This window comes from Sphingomonas sp. Sph1(2015) (assembly GCF_001970915.1).
GTDB classification, from domain to species: domain Bacteria; phylum Pseudomonadota; class Alphaproteobacteria; order Sphingomonadales; family Sphingomonadaceae; genus Sphingomonas; species Sphingomonas parapaucimobilis.
Map to the genome: position 1 here is coordinate 1 of NZ_MQUI01000031.1, position 15,378 is coordinate 15,378.

Here is a 15,378-nt window from a genome sequence, read left to right on the forward strand (position 1 = left end):
CCGGGGGTGGGGCGCTTCCGCGAGCGAAACCCCCATGGCGATGCCCCACCCCAACCCCTCCCCTGAAGGGGAGGGGCTAAAATCGTGCAATGCTGATCGCTTTCAACTCTAGTCGTACAGCGCCCCCGCCAGCGCATCGACCAGCAGGCCGCGCGCCTCCGGGGTCAGTCGGTGTCCGGCCAGCGCGATGATGGCCAGCTGCTCGAAATCGACCGCGCAGCGGCATCCGTTGAAGAAGCTGCGCAGCATATGGCCCAACGTCTCGGGCGCGGCGAAGGCATCCGCCTCGGCAAAGGCCGCGACCAGTTCGCGCGCCGCCGCCGCATCCGCCTCATGCCGGTGCCGGACATGGTCGAGGAGCGTGCCGGTGAGCGGATCGGCCCGCCCGTTGGACAGCATCGCCTCCAGATAGACGCCGTCCGCCTGCTCGCCCCGCTCCACCAGCGTATCGAGCGCGTGCAGGAACAGCGTCATGGTCGAAGCGTCGGGACGATCGGGCAAGGCGTCCGCCATCGCCTCCGCCTGCCCGCATAGCGCCAGCCGACGACGATGCTCCTGCAAGAGGCGGATCAGGTCGATTTCCTGAATGACGTGCCAGCGCCGCGCGAACGGCACGACGCTGCCTTGAAGCGGGTTGCGATCCATCGCGGGTCTTCTCCTTCGCGCCTCTGGTGACGAAGGGACGCGGCCCCCGCATTGACGATGGTCAAAGCGCCCGGCGGCCGTATTCAGCGCTGGCGGGCGAGATGCCTGTGGATCGTGCTGCGATGGACGCCCAGTTGCCGTGCCGCCGCCGAGACATTGCCCCCATGCGTCGCCAACGCCGCCTCGATCGCTTCGGCGCGGTCGTCGGCCAACGGGCGGGTGGCCATGGCCAGTTCGACGCCGCCGCCCCGCCCCTCGGCATCCCAGCCACCGATCAGGGTCGCGCCATTGGCCAGGCGCAATCGGCCCCGCGCCGCCTGCCCCTGCATGTCCACCAGTTCGCCGAGTGCCGCATCGTCCAGCGCCTCCCAGCTGCGCCCGACCAGCGAAAGCCCGCGCCGGTTGGCGGCGACCAGCCGGTCGTCGCGGAACACCAATATCCCCTCGCGCGCGGTGCCCAGCATCGCGGCGTCATCATGCATCCGCAGAACACGGCAATCGGCGAACCGGTCGCGGAACAGCCGATGCTCGATCTGGTCGACCGCCAGCCGGATCAGCCCCAGCGCATGGCCATGCCCGCTGACCGAAGGCCCCGATATATCGAGCGCCCCGACGATCGCGCCTCGCGGGTCGAGGATCGGCGTCGCCGCACAACTCAATACCGCATGTTCGGCGAAGAAATGCTCGGGGCCGTGAACGGCGATCGGGCGACGCTCGGCAATGGCGGTGCCGATCGCGTTGGTGCCGGTGCTCGCCTCGGTCCAGGACACACCGGGCCGGAGCGCCACCTGCGCCGCCCGCGACAGGAAGCCGGTATCGCCGATCGTATCGAGGATCATGCCATCCGCGTCGGCCAGGATCACGACGCTGCCCGTATCGCGGGCCTCGCCCGCCAGCATCTCCAGCTCGGGACGGCACAGGCGGCGCAGCGACTCGCGCCGCTGGCGTAGCGCGTTGAGTTCGCTCTCGGTCAGCGGATCGCCATCGCGTCGCCTTCCTTGCGCCAAGCCCATATCGGTGCATCGCAGCCAGGAGCGAAGCACCGGCTGGCGCACGCTTTCCAGCGGCAATTGCCCCTCGTCGAAAAAGGCCCGACGCCCATATTCTATTCCGGCGCCGTCCATCGCCGCATCCTCTTCCCACTGTCGCAAGTTGCGACACCGGCGCGGCTTTGGCGTCGCGCCCTGCAACACATGCTACGCCTCGACGGCGGAAAGTCCACCACATCGCCTGCACTTCATCGCGCATCGTCTTGCCCCTCGGGCGCTACGGGCAGAGCCTTGGATCATAACAGACCAAGGAGAGGTTCGATGACGATCCAGGACGCCATCAAGGCGCGCAAAGCACCGTTCAAGGAACGCTATGGCAATTTCATTGGCGGCCGCTGGGTCGATCCGGTCGACGGACGCTGGTTCGACAACCGATCGCCGATCGACGGGCAGGTCATCTGCCAGGTCGCGCGCAGCCAGGCCGCCGATATCGAACTGGCGCTCGACGCCGCGCACAAGGCCAGGGACGGCTGGGGCCGCACCAGCGTCGCCGAGCGCGCGCTGATCCTGCACCGTATCGCCGATCGGATGGAGGAGAACCTGTCCCTCCTCGCCACCGCCGAGACCTGGGACAATGGCAAGCCGATCCGCGAGACGACTGCCGCCGACCTGCCGCTGGCGATCGATCATTTCCGCTATTTCGCCGGGTGCATCCGCGCGCAGGAAGGCGGCATTTCGGAGATCGACCACGACACCGTCGCCTATCACTTCCACGAACCGCTGGGCGTGGTGGGGCAGATCATCCCGTGGAACTTCCCGCTGCTGATGGCTTGCTGGAAGCTCGCACCCGCGCTGGCGGCGGGCAATTGCGTGGTGCTCAAACCCGCCGAGCAGACCCCCGCCTCGATCATGGTGCTGGCCGAGCTGATCGCCGACCTGCTGCCCGAGGGCGTGCTCAACATCGTCAACGGCTTCGGCGTCGAGGCGGGCAAGCCACTCGCCCAGAACCCGCGCATCGCCAAGATCGCCTTTACCGGCGAGACGACGACCGGGCAGCTCATCATGTCCTATGCGTCGGAAAACCTGATCCCCGTCACGCTGGAACTGGGCGGCAAAAGCCCGAACATCTTCTTCGGCGACGTGGCGGCCGAGGATGACGATTATCTCGACAAGGCGATCGAGGGTTTCGCGATGTTCGCGCTCAACCAGGGCGAGGTCTGCACCTGCCCCAGCCGCGCGCTGGTCCATGAGTCCATCTATGACCGCTTCATGGAAAAGGCGGTCGCCCGCGTCGAGGCGATGATCCAGGGCGACCCCCTCGACCCCGCCACCATGGTCGGCGCGCAGGCCTCGCAGGAGCAGATGGACAAGATCCTCGGCTATCTCGACATCGGCCGCGACGAAGGCGCCGAGGTGCTGACCGGCGGCACCCGCAACCGGCCCGAGGGGCTGGAGGGCTATTACGTGAAGCCGACGGTGCTGAGCGGGAACAACCGGATGCGCGTCTTCCAGGAGGAAATCTTCGGACCCGTGGTCTCGGTCGCGACCTTCAAGACCGATGAGGAAGCGCTGAGCATCGCCAACGACACGCTCTATGGCCTGGGTGCGGGCGTATGGACGCGCGACGGCACCCGCGCCTATCGCATGGGCCGCGCCATCCAGGCGGGGCGCGTCTGGACCAACTGCTACCACGCCTATCCCGCGCACGCGGCGTTCGGAGGCTATAAGCGCTCCGGCATCGGGCGCGAGACGCACCGGATGATGCTCGACCATTATCAGCAGACCAAGAATCTGCTGGTCAGCTACTCGGCCAAGAAGCTCGGCTTCTTTTGACCCCGGTCAAGGCGGGGACGGCCCAGCGCGCCCATCCCCGCTTCATCATTCCGACGATAGGAGAATATCCATGTCGAAGACCATGAAGGCGGCGGTCGTCCGCGAATTCGGTGCTCCCCTGACCATCGACGAAGTCCCCGTGCCGCAAGTCAGCGACGGCATGATCCAGGTCGCGATCCAGGCCTCGGGCGTGTGCCATACCGACCTGCACGCCGCCGAAGGCGACTGGCCGGTCAAGCCCAATCCGCCCTTCATTCCGGGGCATGAAGGCGTCGGCTATGTCTCGGCGGTCGGCAAGGGCGTTCGCCACGTGAAGGAAGGCGACCGGGTCGGCGTGCCCTGGCTCTACACCGCCTGCGGTCACTGCGTACACTGCCTGGGCGGGTGGGAGACCTTGTGCGAGAGCCAGCTCAACACCGGCTATTCGGTGAATGGCGGCTTTGCCGATTACGTCATCGCCGATCCGAACTTCGTCGGCCATCTGCCCGCCAATATCGGCTTTACCGAGATCGCACCGGTGCTCTGTGCCGGGGTCACGGTCTATAAGGGGCTGAAGATGACCGATACCAAGCCGGGCGATACCGTCGTCATCTCCGGCATCGGCGGGTTGGGTCACATGGCGGTGCAATATGCGGTCGCCATGGGGTTGAACGTTGCCGCGGTCGATGTCGACGACGCCAAGCTGGACCTTGCCCGGCGGCTGGGCGCGAAGGTCACGGTCAATGCCCGGACCGAGGCCGATCCGGCCGCGGCGATCAAGCGCGAAACCGGCGGCGGCGCGCAGGGCGCACTGGTGACGGCGGTCAGCGAAAAGGCCTTCGCGCAGGCCATCGGCATGATGGCGCGCGGCGGCACGGTGGCGCTCAACGGCCTGCCGCCGGGCGACTTTCCGCTCAACATCTTCGGGCTGGTCCTGAACGGCATCACGGTGCGCGGATCGATCGTCGGCACCCGGCTCGACCTGCAGGAATCGCTCGACTTCGCCGCCGAGGGCAAGGTGAAGGCGACCGTCTCGACCGCGCGGCTGGAGGACGTCAACCAGGTGTTCGACCGGATGCGGCGAGGCCAGATCGAGGGTCGCATCGTCCTCGACCTGACGGCCTGAGAGTCCGTTTGAAAACTCGCCGAAAGCGGGTTTTGGGGCGGCGCCAGCCCCGCCCGCCGGCACTGGAGAAATAATGACCGACCGTATCGCCTGTGCGGCCCTTCGTTCGCGTATCACCGATGCCGACACCGCCGCCGCCCTGATCCGCCCCGGAGAGACGGTGGCGACGAGCGGCTTCACCGGCTCCGGCTATCCCAAGATGGTGCCTCAGGCACTGGCGCGGCGCATCGCGGTGGCGCATGCCGAAGGGCATCCGTTCCGCGTCAACCTGTGGACCGGCGCCTCGACCGGCCCGGAACTGGACGGCGCGCTGGCGGCGGTCGACGGCATCGCCCAGCGCCTGCCCTATAGCGGCGATCCGGTCGCGCGCGAGAAGATCAACCGCGGCGAGATCGACTATCTCGACATGCATCTCAGCCAGGTGGCGCCGATGGCGTGGGAGGGCGTGCTCGGCCCGCTCGACACCGCGATCATCGAGGTATCGGGCATCCGCGCGGACGGCTCGCTGATCCCGTCCTCCTCGGTCGGCAACAACAAGACCTGGGCAGACCGGGCGAAGCGCGTGATCCTGGAGGTCAATCGCTGGCAGGACGCGGCGCTGGAGGGGATGCACGACATCTATTACGGCACCCGCCTGCCGCCCGACCGCGTGCCGATTCCACTGGTCCGCCCCGACGACCGGATCGGCACGCCCTATCTGGCCTGCGATCCCGACAAGATCGTCGCCATCGTCGAAACCGAGGCACCCGACCGCAACCTGCCCTTCGCCGCGCCCGACGATACCGCGCGCGCCATTGCGGGGCACGTCATCGAATTCCTGGCACATGAAGTGTCGCGCGGACGCCTGCCCCCCGCGCTGCTGCCGATCCAGTCTGGGGTGGGCAATATCGCCAATGCGGTGCTGTCCGGCCTGATCGACGCGCCGTTCGACCCGATGACCGCCTATACCGAGGTGATCCAGGACGGGATGCTCGACCTGCTCGATGCCGGGCGCCTGCGTATGGCGTCGGCCACCGCCTTCTCGCTCAGCCCGCAGGCGGCGGCGCGGCTCAACGCGAACATGGCCGCGTATCGCGACCGCATGATCCTGCGCCCGCAGGAGATCAGCAACCATCCCGAACTGGTCCGCCGACTGGGGTGCATCGCGATGAACGGGCTGATCGAGGCGGACATATACGGCAACGTCAATTCGACGCTGGTGATGGGATCGCGCATCCAGAACGGCATCGGCGGATCGGGTGATTTCGCGCGCAACGCCTATGTCTCGATCTTCATGACGCCCTCGACCGCCAAGGGCGGCAAGATCTCCGCCATCGTGCCGCAGGCCTCGCATGTCGACCATATCATGCAGGACGTGCAGGTGATCGTCACCGAACAGGGGCTGGCCGACCTGCGCGGCCTGTCGCCGCGTCAGCGCGCGAAGGCCGTGATCGAACGCTGCGCCCATCCCGATTACCGACCGATGCTCGCCGACTATGCGATGCGGGCCGAGGGTGGCTCCTATGGCCTTCATGCCCCCTCGCTTCCCGCCGAGGCGCTGTCCTGGCATCGACGCTATATGGAAACGGGAACGATGCGGCCGTCTTGACCATGGTCAATGTCGCGGACGGCAAAAAGCCTGATGGTTGCGGCCATGCAGGAGGATATCATGACGATCGCCGACAACGAGTTGCTGGTCACCCGCCAAGGCGTGCGGCTGCACGTTCGCCCCGCGCGCGGGGAGGACGAGGCGCCGCTGGCTGCCTTTTTCGCGCATGTCTCGCCCGAGGATCTGCGCTTCCGTTTCCTGACCGGCGTGCGCGAGGTCAGCCATGAGCGGCTCAGGGGCATGATCACCGCGAACGACAGCAACACGGAAAGCCTGATCGCCCTTGCCGACGACGGATCGATCCTCGCGGCCGCAATGCTGGCGGGCGACGACAGGTCCACCTCCGCCGAGGCCGCCATCGCCATCCGGCGCGACATGAAGCGACAGGGTATCGGCTGGACGCTGCTCGACCATCTGGTCGAACATGCGCGGCGCAGGGGATATCGTACGATCGAAGCACTCGAGGACCGCGAAAACCGCTCCGCCATCACGATCGAAAAGGAAATGGGCTTCGAACCTCATCCCGTCGAGGGCGACCCCATGCTGGTCCTGCTGAAGCGCAGCATCGCCTGACCCAGGCGCCGGGGTTCACGAGAGGCGCGGCCCCGTCGACCCGTACCATGCGGCTTCTGCGCCGACGGCCCGTCCGTCCAGCCGGGAATTTCCGGCTGGTATCGGCCGACAGGATGATCTGCCGAAAGGCCACCCCGCCACAGCCGATCCTGCGCGATGGATGCCAGCGGCAGGGTTGCCTTCGTCATGCCGCCCGGTCATTCTGACGACCATGGCGATACGCCACGCCCGATCCGTCTTTTTGAACGCCGCGCTGGCCCTGCTGGCGGTGCTTGGCGTGATCGGCTTGTCCGGCTGGCATGATGCCATGGTGCATGACGAGGATCCCGTCCACGCCGCGTCCATGCTGCACGGCCATACGGCGTCGCCCAGCGATCCCGATGCGCCCATTCATACCCTCGCCCACGCGATCGGCCAGTGGATCGTTCATGGCGGGGTAGCGACACCCCTTCATCTGATCCGCATCGTCGCGCCAAACTGGGCGATCGCCAGCGACGACCTGCCCGGCGGCACCGACCCCGCCGCCCTGTTGCGACCGCCACGCAGCTGAACCCGGTCCGGCGCCTCGGCGTCGACAGGCTTCATTGTGGCAGGGACGGACAGATATGAACGGTTTCATTCGCCGGTCGCGCAGGATTGCGCTGGCCGGTACGCTGGCGGCGCTCTGCCCCGGCGCAGGCTGGGCGCAGATCGCGCCGCCCTTCGCACAGTTGCTGCGCCAGGCCCGCGAGGCGCCACGCATCGCCGCGCTGGATGCCGATGTGGCGCAGGCGCGCGGCCTTGCCGAGCAGGCCCGCGCGCGCCCCAATCCCTCGATCAACCTCTATGGCGAGAATTTTGCAGGCGATCTGCGCACCAATGCCCGCGACCAGCAGCAGACGACCTTTCAGATCGACCAGCCGATCGAACTGGGCGGCAAACGTGCCGCGCGGATCGCCGCCGGGGATGCGGGGATGGCAGTGGCCCAGGCCCGCAGCAGAGAGGGGCGAGTCGCCTTCGCCACCGAGCTCGCCCGCGCCTATGCCGCAGCCGAAATCGCCGACCGCCGCATCGCACTGGCCGAAGACGAGGTGGAGGAGGCCACGGACGTGCTGAAAGTCTCGCGCGCGCTGGTCGCGGCCGGCAAGGAAGCTAGGCTGCGTCAGGTGCAGGCCGAAACCGAACTCCACACGATGGAATCGGACCTGGAGGTCGCCCGCGCGCAGCGGGTCGGCGCGCTCGCCCGGCTGGCGGCGATGGCGGGGTCGCCAAGGCCCTATACGGCGCTGGCCGAGTCCCTGATCGACCGGATGGACGCCCGCCTGGCCAGTGGTCCGGTCGACCCGATGCAGAGCGCCGCCGTGAAGCTGGCCCAGGCCGAGCGCGAAGCCGCCGCCCGCGCCGTCACCGTGCAGCAACGCCGCGCGACGCCCGACATCACCGCACAGCTGGGCGTGCGCCAGTTGCGGGTCGCCAATGGCCCCGCCATCGTTGCGGGCGTCACGATTCCCTTGCCGGTGTTCGATCGCAACCGGGGCAATATCGCCGCCGCCCAGGCCGAACTGTGGGGCATGGAAGCGCGTGCCGCCGCCACCCGACTGGAAGCAGAGGCGGGCACCCACGCCGCCCGCGCCCAGATCGACGCGGCCGATGCCCGCGCAACGGCGGCAAAGCGAACACTGGCGACCGCCGAGGAAGCCTATCGGCTGGCGCGCATCGCCTATGAGGCGGGCAAGGCCCCGCTGATCGAGCTGCTGTCCGCCCGCCACAATCTGGGTGCCGCGCGCGGCGTCATCCTGGACGCCGACATCGCCCGCTTCGACGCGCGCGCCACGCTCGCCCGCCTCGCGGGCCTCAGCATCACCGGAGAACCGGTTCAATGACCCCCCAATATCGTCTGTCCACCGGAGCCGCGCTCGGCCTCGTGGCCGCCGCCGCCCTGGGCTTTGGGGCGGCCCGGCTGACCCGGCCGAACGCATCCCCCGCCCCGACCACCCAGGCCGCCGTCGAAAAAGGGCCGCGCGAAACGCTCGCCATCTCTCCGCAAGCTATCGCGGCGTCACAGATCGCCGTCGCACCTGCGGACACGGGCGGGCTGGGCCGCGCGGTCATCGCCGCCGCCACCGTCCAGGCGACGCCCGATGCGGATGCGGTGCTTACCGCCCGCGCGCCGGGCACCATCACCCGCATCCTCGTCCGCATGGGCGATGCGGTGCGCGCCGGGCAGACAGTGGCGCTGATCGAAAGCCGCGACGCCTCGCAGATCACCGCCGACCGCGCCGCCGCCGCCGCGCGGGTCGGGTTGGCGCGGCGACAGCTGGAGCGTGAGCGCGGATTGCTGGCGCAGGGGGTTTCGCCGCGCGCCGATTATGATTCGGCGCAGGCCAATCTTGCCGTGGCACAGGCCGATGCGCTGCGTGCGAGTGCGGCCGCGGGCGCGGCGCGCGTCACCGGCGACGGGCGATCGGTGGCCGTCATCAGCCCGATCGCCGGACGCGTGACGATGGCGGCCGCACGGCTGGGCCAATATGTCACCGCCGAGGCCGATCTGTTCCATGTCGCCGATCCCCGTCGCCTGGAGGTCGCCGCCGCCGTGCCCCCGGCCGAAGCCGCCCGCATCCGGGTCGGCGACCGGGTCGAATTGCTGACCCGCGACGGCCAAGGCGTGGCGGGCCGGGTCCGCGCCGCGACCGGCGTCGTCGATCCGCAGTCGCGTACCGCGACCATCATCGTCACGCCGCAGGCCTCCGCCGACACGCTTTCGCCCGGCCAGCTGGTCCAGGCGCGCATCTTCGCCAGTGGGGGCGTCGCCCATGACGGCATCACGATCCCGCAGGACGCGGTGCAGACACTGGGCGGGCGGGACATGGTCTTCGTCCGCACAGCCCAGGGCTTCCGCGCCCGGCCGGTGACGATCGCGGGCCGCTCGAACGGCATGGTCGCCATCGCCGGGGGCATCGCGGCGGGCACGAGGATCGCCACGACCAACGCCTTCCTGATCAAGGCCGAACTCGAAAAGGACATGGGGGGCGAGGAATGATCGCCGCCATCCTCTCCGGCTCGGTCCGCCTGCGCTGGCTGGTCGCCGTCCTGACGCTCGCCGTCGTAGCGTTCGGCGCGTGGCAGATCACGATGCTGCCCATCGACGCGGTGCCCGACGTGACCAATCGACAGGTACAGGTCAGCACCTTCGTCCCCTCATTGGGGCCGGTCGATGTCGAGAAGCAGGTGACCTTCCCCATCGAGACCGCCTTGGCGGGCATACCGGGTCTGGAGATGACCCGCTCGCTGTCGCGCAACGGCTTCAGCCAGGTGACGGCGGTGTTCACCGACGCGACCAGCATCTATTTCGCGCGGCAGCAGATCGCCGAGCGGCTGGCCCAGGCCAAGGACAGCCTGCCCGTCGGCGTCCAGCCCAATCTCGCGCCGCTCAGCACCGGTTTGGGTGAGATCTTCTTCTACTCCATCGCCTTTCGCCATCCCGACGGGCGCGGCGCCCCCCGGATCGACGGCAAGCCGGGCTGGCAGCGCGACGGCAGCTATCTGACGCCCGAGGGCGAGCGGCTGACCACCGAGCTGGCGAAGGCCGCGTATCTGCGCACCGTCCAGGACTGGATCATCCGCCCGCAGATGCGCACGGTGAAGGGCGTCGCGGGCGTCGACTCCAATGGCGGCTATGTGAAGCAGTATCTGATCGAGCCCAATCTGTCGGCGCTTGCCGCCTATGGCATCGCGATGACCGAGCTGGCCGATGCGGTCGAGCGCGCCAATGTCTCGGCGGGGGCGAATTATGTCCGCCGTGCGGGCGAGAACTTCCTCGTGCGGGCCGACGCCCGGCTGAAGTCGATCGAGGACATTCAGGACGCCGTCGTCGCCACCCGCAACGCCGTGCCGGTCCGGGTACGCGATGTCGGCCAGGTGACGATCGGCGGCGCGGTCCGCACCGGCTCGGGCAGCCGCATGGGGTCGGAGGCGGTCATCTCGACCGTGCTGATGCTGGTCGGCGAAAACAGCCGCGTCGTCGCCACGGCGGTCGCCGACAAGCTGGACCAGATCAACCGTACCCTGCCCCCCGACGTCTTTGCCGAGCCGGTCTACAACCGGTCGAAGCTGGTCGACGCGACCATCGCCACCGTCCGGAAGAATCTGGTCGAGGGCGCGCTGCTGGTCATCGTGGTGCTGTTCCTGCTGCTGGGCAATGTCCGCGCCGCGCTGATCACCGCCGCCGTCATCCCGATCACCATGGTGATGACCGCGACGGGCATGAACATGCTGGGCGTGTCGGGCAATCTGATGAGCCTGGGCGCGCTCGACTTCGGGCTGATCGTCGACGGGGCGGTCATCATCGTCGAGAACGCCCTGCGCCATCTGGCGGAGCGCCAGCATATCGAGGGGCGGCTGCTGACCCGCGCGGAACGGCTGGAGACGACCGCCGCCTCGGCGCGCGAGATGATCCGGCCGACCGTCTATGGCCAGGGGATCATCTTCCTCGCCTTCGCGCCGCTCCTGACGTTCCAGGGGGTGGAGGGCAAGACCTTCGCCCCGATGGCGATCACGCTGATGATCGCACTCGCCTGCGCCTTCATCCTGTCGCTGACCTTCGTGCCCGCGATGATCGCGATCCTGATCAAGGGCCGGGTCGAGGAAAGCGAAGTGCGGCCCATCCGCTGGTTCAAGGCGCGCTATGCCCCGGTGCTGGCCCGTGCCATCGCCCGGCCCCGCCCCTTCGTGCTGGGCGGGGTGGCGGTGTTCGTGGCGGCGGCCCTGGGCTTCGGCCTGCTCGGCGAGGAGTTCATGCCGCAGCTGGACGAGAAGGACATTACCGTCACCAATTTCCGTATCCCGTCCGCCTCGATCGACCAGTCGACGCAGATGCAGATGCGGATCGAGAAGGCACTGAAGACGCTGCCCGAGGTCGCCCTGGTCTTTTCCAAGAACGGCAATGCCGATCTGGGCACCGACCCGATGCCGCCCAATGCCTCCGACACCTATGTCATCCCCAAGCCCGAGGGCGAATGGCCCGCCGAGGTGCGAACCAAAGCGGACATCATCCGCCGCGTCGAGGAGCGGATGAAGCAGGTGATCGGCAACCGCACGGAAATCCAGCAGCCGATCCAGATGCGCTTCAACGAGCTGATCGCGGGGGTGCGGGCCGATGTCGCGATCAAGCTGTACGGCGACGACCTGGACGCCATGGGGGCAGAGGCCCGGAAGATCGCCGATGCCGTCCGCACCATTCCCGGCGCGGCCGACGTCAGCGTCGAGCAGACCGATGGCGCGCCGACCTTCGACGTGCGGATCGATCGCCAGGCGGCCGGTCGCCTGGGCCTGTCGGTCGACGCGATCACCGCCACCGTCGCGGCGGCGCTGGGCGGGCGTGAGGCGGGACTGTTGTTCGAGGGGGATCGCCGCTTCGCCGTCGTCGTCCGCCTGCCCGACGTGCAGCGCGACGATATCGACACGCTGGGCGCGATCCCGGTGATGCTCCCCGCCGTCGAGGGGCAGACGGCGCGCTCGGTGCCCTTGCGCGAGGTGGCGAGCTTCCATTATACCCAGGGGCTGAACCAGATCAGCCGCGAGAATGGCAAGCGGATGATAACCGTGCAGGTCAATGTCCGCGACCGCGACCTGGGCGGCTTCGTCGAGGAAGCCGAGGCACGGATCGCGAAAATGCCCCTGCCACCGGGCATGTACACCGACTGGGGCGGCACCTTTCAGAGCCTGCAATCGGCGCGGCTTCGCCTGATGCTGGTGGTGCCGATCTGCTTCTTGGCCATCTATGCGCTGCTGTTCATGGCGCTGGGCGGCTTCGTGCCCGCCCTGATCGTGTTCTCGGCGGTGCCGATGGCGCTGGCGGGGGGCGTCTTCGCGCTGCTGCTCCGGGGCATCCCCTTCTCGATCACCGCAGCCGTCGGCTTCATCGCGCTGTCGGGCGTGGCGGTGCTGAACGGCCTGGTCATGATGAGCGCCATCGCCCGGCACCGCGCGCTGGGTGAGGAGGATGATCGTGCGATCGCCGATGGCGCGATGGAGCGGGTGCGCCCCGTCCTGATGACCGCGCTGGTCGCCTCACTGGGCTTCGTGCCGATGGCGCTGGCGACCGGCACGGGGGCGGAGGTGCAGCGGCCGCTGGCGACGGTGGTCATCGGCGGGCTTATCACCTCCACTGCGCTGACGCTGGTCGTCCTGCCCGCGATCACCGCCTGGGTGTCGCGCTGGACGAAATCGCGGGGGCGCCCCCGCCGTCCCGGGGCACTGGCCGAGGCCTGAGCCGCCGCCCGCCCCCGGCACCGTCCGGGGGCGGGCACCAGACATGCTTCAACCCGCCCCCCGTCACGGCATCTTGTTCGCGGAAAATGCAAAAGACGATCAAAGCTGCGGACGATCCACGCCTAGAGTTGAAAGCGATCAGCATTGCACGGTTTTAGCCCTCCCCTGAAGGGGAGGGGTGAGCAGAGTCGATCGTTTTCGACTCTAGCCTTTCGGGACATTGGCAAAGGAGTGATGACGTGGCGAAGCGAATGACACCGATCTGGTCCACCGCCCTGACCGCAGGGCTCCTGATCCCCGCGCTGGCGGATGCTCACGGCATCTGGTTCGCGCAGCGCGCCAAGCAGATCGCCATCGTCTATGGCATCGGCGCCGACGACCTGGAGGCGGTCAAGCGCCAGCCCCATATGGAAAGCGTCCAGGCCTGGGATGCCGAGCTGAACCCGATCGGCGCGCAGCTGCGCACGGCGGGGCCGGTCGTGCTGGTCGACACCGAAGCGCCGCCGACCATCGTCAGCGCGGTGCTGCAGAATGGCACATGGTCCAAGCTGCCCGACGGCGAATTCGTCAAGAAGTCCAAGGATGAGGTGCCGAACGCGGTCAAGAGCGAGACGACGATCAAATATGCCACGATGATCCATGGCCCCCTGACCAAGCCGGTGCCGCTGATCCCGGCGCAGACGCTGCAGATCGTGCCGGTCGGCGCTTTGCCCGCCAAGCTGGGCACGCCGATGACCTATCGCGTATACTTCAAGGGCAAGCCGATCGCGGGCGCGACGGTCATCAACGACATGGTCAACGACCCCGACGCGGCCGAGGTCGCGACCGGCGCGGACGGCCGGGTCACCCTGCCCGTGCGCAACCAGGGGCTGAACGTGCTGCGCGCCGTCTATGTCTCACCCTCGGACCAGCCGACCAAGATCGACCGTTACGAACATACCGCGACGCTCGCCTTCACCCTGCCGCATGCGCCCGAAGAATGAACCCAGCCCTCCAGCGGGATGCGCTATCGCATCCTGCCCCTGATGCTCGCTGCGTCGCCCGCCCTCGCACATGGCGCGGGTGGGTCAGCCGGCGGAGACCGGCGGCTCGGCTGTCCCCGCCCAGCCGACAAGTCCGACGATCAGGACGGCGGCGGCAAGCTCCAGCGACAGGCTGATCCGCAGGTGCCGCAGCCCCCTGTCGCCCGACGCGAGCAGGCCCGGCGTCAACACGAAGCGATTGGCCGAGGCCAGCCCCAGCATGGCCCCGAACAGCAACAGCTTGACGATCATCAGCCGCCCGTAAAGGGTGTCCGGCAGCCGAGCGATACCGTCGACACCGATCAGCCTCGCCGCATTGACGAGGCCCGTCGCCAGGATGGCGGCGACGATCACGCTCCCCGCCCCGGCAAATCCCGCCAGGGCGCGGGTCGCTTCCTCCCGATCGGGGGCACGGCGGAGGACAAGCCCGGCAAAGACGACCAGCGCGCCGATCCAGGCTCCGGCCGCCAGCATATGGACGATGTCCGCCCCCAGATGGACCCAGCCGAGCGCGCCGGGATCCATCGCGCCATGCCCGTTCCAGGCCAGCGTCGCGGTCGCGGCCGCCGCGAACAGCGCGACAGCGCAGCGTGGCACCATCGGCCGCGCCAGCAGCGTGACCAGCAACGCCGCCAGCAGCAATATCCGCATGACAAAGGCCAGCCCCGGCGCGGTGTCGCGCAGTAGCATGGCCAGCAATTCTCCGCTCAGCGCCCCCGGATCGCCGCCGGTCATCGCGACGGCCAGCAGGACGAAGCCGATCGCCGACACCGAAATTGCAAAGGCAGTGACCGCCATCAGCGGCCACCGCCGTATCTTCGCGAACAGTGCGAGCCCGAACAGTCCAGGCAGGATGGCCAGCGACAATCCCCGCACCAGGATCAGCGCAACCTGCATCATGGGGTCAGCCGACCTGGATCTTGTAGCTGCCGGTGACGCGGTGGGTGTCGGCGGATACGACATGCCAGGCGACCTGATACTGACCACGTGGCAACGGCGCGGCGAGGGTCAGGACCAGCGAGCGGCCGTCCGCCCCGACCGAGGTCTTTGTCGGAATGACATGTGCGGCCATGCCCGGCATGATCATCGTCAGCTCGGCGCCCGACATCGGCGCAAGCAGGGTTTCGGAGAAGTTGAGCACCAGCGTGCGCGGCGCGGTCGTGACCGTGGCGTCGGCCGCGGGGCTGGCCGACAGCAGCTTGGGATGCGCCAGCACGGGCGCGGAAAGGGACGCGACCAGGGTCAGGGCGAGCAGGATACGACGCATGGGATCAAACTCCGATTGGGGGTGAATTGCCGTCACCCACCCTTACGCAGGCAAAGCGGCCGCCCCTCCGCCGACACGCCCTTTTTTGGGGCCATGCCGGGCGGGGG

At 68.4% G+C, this 15,378-nt stretch carries 13 protein-coding genes; 9 read left to right on the forward strand and 4 right to left on the reverse strand.

Going from position 1 to position 15,378, the window contains the following annotated elements:
* Positions 1-108 precede the first annotated feature (108 nt).
* Together BSZ14_RS12795 and BSZ14_RS12800 are read right to left on the reverse strand one after the other, a co-directional pair.
* Positions 109-645 (reverse strand): hypothetical protein, encoded by a 537-nt coding sequence (locus BSZ14_RS12795; protein ID WP_076711225.1) that lies wholly within the window; start codon positions 643-645, stop codon positions 109-111.
* A gap of 83 nt (positions 646-728) precedes the next feature.
* On the reverse strand, positions 729-1,769 hold the full coding sequence (locus BSZ14_RS12800) for a sigma-54-dependent Fis family transcriptional regulator (RefSeq protein WP_076711226.1): 1,041 nt from the start codon (positions 1,767-1,769) through the stop codon (positions 729-731).
* A gap of 186 nt (positions 1,770-1,955) precedes the next feature.
* Between BSZ14_RS12800 and adh the strand changes: the two genes are divergently transcribed.
* The 9 genes from adh to BSZ14_RS12845 all read left to right on the forward strand — a co-directional run bounded on the left by adh (position 1,956) and on the right by BSZ14_RS12845 (position 13,965).
* Positions 1,956-3,467: an aldehyde dehydrogenase gene (adh, locus tag BSZ14_RS12805; RefSeq protein ID WP_076711227.1), complete on the forward strand. Its 1,512-nt coding sequence runs from the start codon at positions 1,956-1,958 to the stop codon at positions 3,465-3,467.
* Positions 3,468-3,537: 70 nt separating this feature from the next.
* Positions 3,538-4,572, forward strand: a complete 1,035-nt coding sequence (gene adhP / locus BSZ14_RS12810) for an alcohol dehydrogenase AdhP (RefSeq protein WP_042488410.1) — start codon at positions 3,538-3,540, stop codon at positions 4,570-4,572.
* A gap of 73 nt (positions 4,573-4,645) precedes the next feature.
* A complete protein-coding gene (locus BSZ14_RS12815) occupies positions 4,646-6,160 on the forward strand; it encodes an acetyl-CoA hydrolase/transferase family protein (protein ID WP_076711228.1) in 1,515 nt (504 codons plus the stop codon).
* 60 nt (positions 6,161-6,220) lie between these two features.
* Positions 6,221-6,733, forward strand: a complete 513-nt coding sequence (locus BSZ14_RS12820; RefSeq protein WP_076711246.1) for a GNAT family N-acetyltransferase — start codon at positions 6,221-6,223, stop codon at positions 6,731-6,733.
* Positions 6,734-6,944: 211 nt separating this feature from the next.
* Positions 6,945-7,283, forward strand: a complete 339-nt coding sequence (locus tag BSZ14_RS12825; RefSeq protein ID WP_139330441.1) for a hypothetical protein — start codon at positions 6,945-6,947, stop codon at positions 7,281-7,283.
* Between the two features lie 55 nt (positions 7,284-7,338).
* Positions 7,339-8,595, forward strand: coding sequence for a TolC family protein (locus BSZ14_RS12830; RefSeq protein ID WP_076711230.1), 1,257 nt, complete (start codon positions 7,339-7,341; stop codon positions 8,593-8,595).
* Positions 8,592-9,752, forward strand: coding sequence for an efflux RND transporter periplasmic adaptor subunit (locus BSZ14_RS12835; protein WP_076711231.1), 1,161 nt, complete (start codon positions 8,592-8,594; stop codon positions 9,750-9,752). The genes BSZ14_RS12830 and BSZ14_RS12835 overlap by 4 nt, the downstream gene beginning before the upstream one ends.
* Entirely contained in the window at positions 9,749-12,982 is a 3,234-nt protein-coding gene (locus tag BSZ14_RS12840) for an efflux RND transporter permease subunit (RefSeq protein ID WP_042488397.1), read from the forward strand. Before BSZ14_RS12835 ends, BSZ14_RS12840 begins: the two co-directional genes overlap by 4 nt.
* Before the next feature lie 239 nt (positions 12,983-13,221).
* Positions 13,222-13,965, forward strand: a complete 744-nt coding sequence (locus tag BSZ14_RS12845; protein WP_241823750.1) for a DUF4198 domain-containing protein — start codon at positions 13,222-13,224, stop codon at positions 13,963-13,965.
* An 84-nt stretch (positions 13,966-14,049) separates the two neighbouring features.
* Here the strand turns inward: BSZ14_RS12845 and copD are convergent, their stop codons facing one another.
* Both copD and copC read right to left on the reverse strand, forming a co-directional pair.
* Positions 14,050-14,904, reverse strand: a complete 855-nt coding sequence (gene copD / locus BSZ14_RS12850; protein WP_076711232.1) for a copper homeostasis membrane protein CopD — start codon at positions 14,902-14,904, stop codon at positions 14,050-14,052.
* A gap of 4 nt (positions 14,905-14,908) precedes the next feature.
* Positions 14,909-15,271, reverse strand: a complete 363-nt coding sequence (copC, locus tag BSZ14_RS12855) for a copper homeostasis periplasmic binding protein CopC (protein WP_042488386.1) — start codon at positions 15,269-15,271, stop codon at positions 14,909-14,911.
* Between the last annotated feature and the right edge of the window lie 107 nt (positions 15,272-15,378).

Bases quoted from the DNA above. Each gene is read 5' to 3' on its own strand.
- BSZ14_RS12795 (WP_076711225.1), bottom strand. From the start codon at position 645: ATGGATCGCAACCCGCTTCAAGGCAGCGTCGTGCCGTTCGCGCGGCGC.
- BSZ14_RS12800 (WP_076711226.1), bottom strand. From the start codon at position 1,769: ATGGACGGCGCCGGAATAGAATATGGGCGTCGGGCCTTTTTCGACGAG.
- adh (WP_076711227.1), top strand. From the start codon at position 1,956: ATGACGATCCAGGACGCCATCAAGGCGCGCAAAGCACCGTTCAAGGAA.
- adhP (WP_042488410.1), top strand. From the start codon at position 3,538: ATGTCGAAGACCATGAAGGCGGCGGTCGTCCGCGAATTCGGTGCTCCC.
- BSZ14_RS12815 (WP_076711228.1), top strand. From the start codon at position 4,646: ATGACCGACCGTATCGCCTGTGCGGCCCTTCGTTCGCGTATCACCGAT.
- BSZ14_RS12820 (WP_076711246.1), top strand. From the start codon at position 6,221: ATGACGATCGCCGACAACGAGTTGCTGGTCACCCGCCAAGGCGTGCGG.
- BSZ14_RS12825 (WP_139330441.1), top strand. From the start codon at position 6,945: ATGGCGATACGCCACGCCCGATCCGTCTTTTTGAACGCCGCGCTGGCC.
- BSZ14_RS12830 (WP_076711230.1), top strand. From the start codon at position 7,339: ATGAACGGTTTCATTCGCCGGTCGCGCAGGATTGCGCTGGCCGGTACG.
- BSZ14_RS12835 (WP_076711231.1), top strand. From the start codon at position 8,592: ATGACCCCCCAATATCGTCTGTCCACCGGAGCCGCGCTCGGCCTCGTG.
- BSZ14_RS12840 (WP_042488397.1), top strand. From the start codon at position 9,749: ATGATCGCCGCCATCCTCTCCGGCTCGGTCCGCCTGCGCTGGCTGGTC.
- copD (WP_076711232.1), bottom strand. From the start codon at position 14,904: ATGATGCAGGTTGCGCTGATCCTGGTGCGGGGATTGTCGCTGGCCATC.
- copC (WP_042488386.1), bottom strand. From the start codon at position 15,271: ATGCGTCGTATCCTGCTCGCCCTGACCCTGGTCGCGTCCCTTTCCGCG.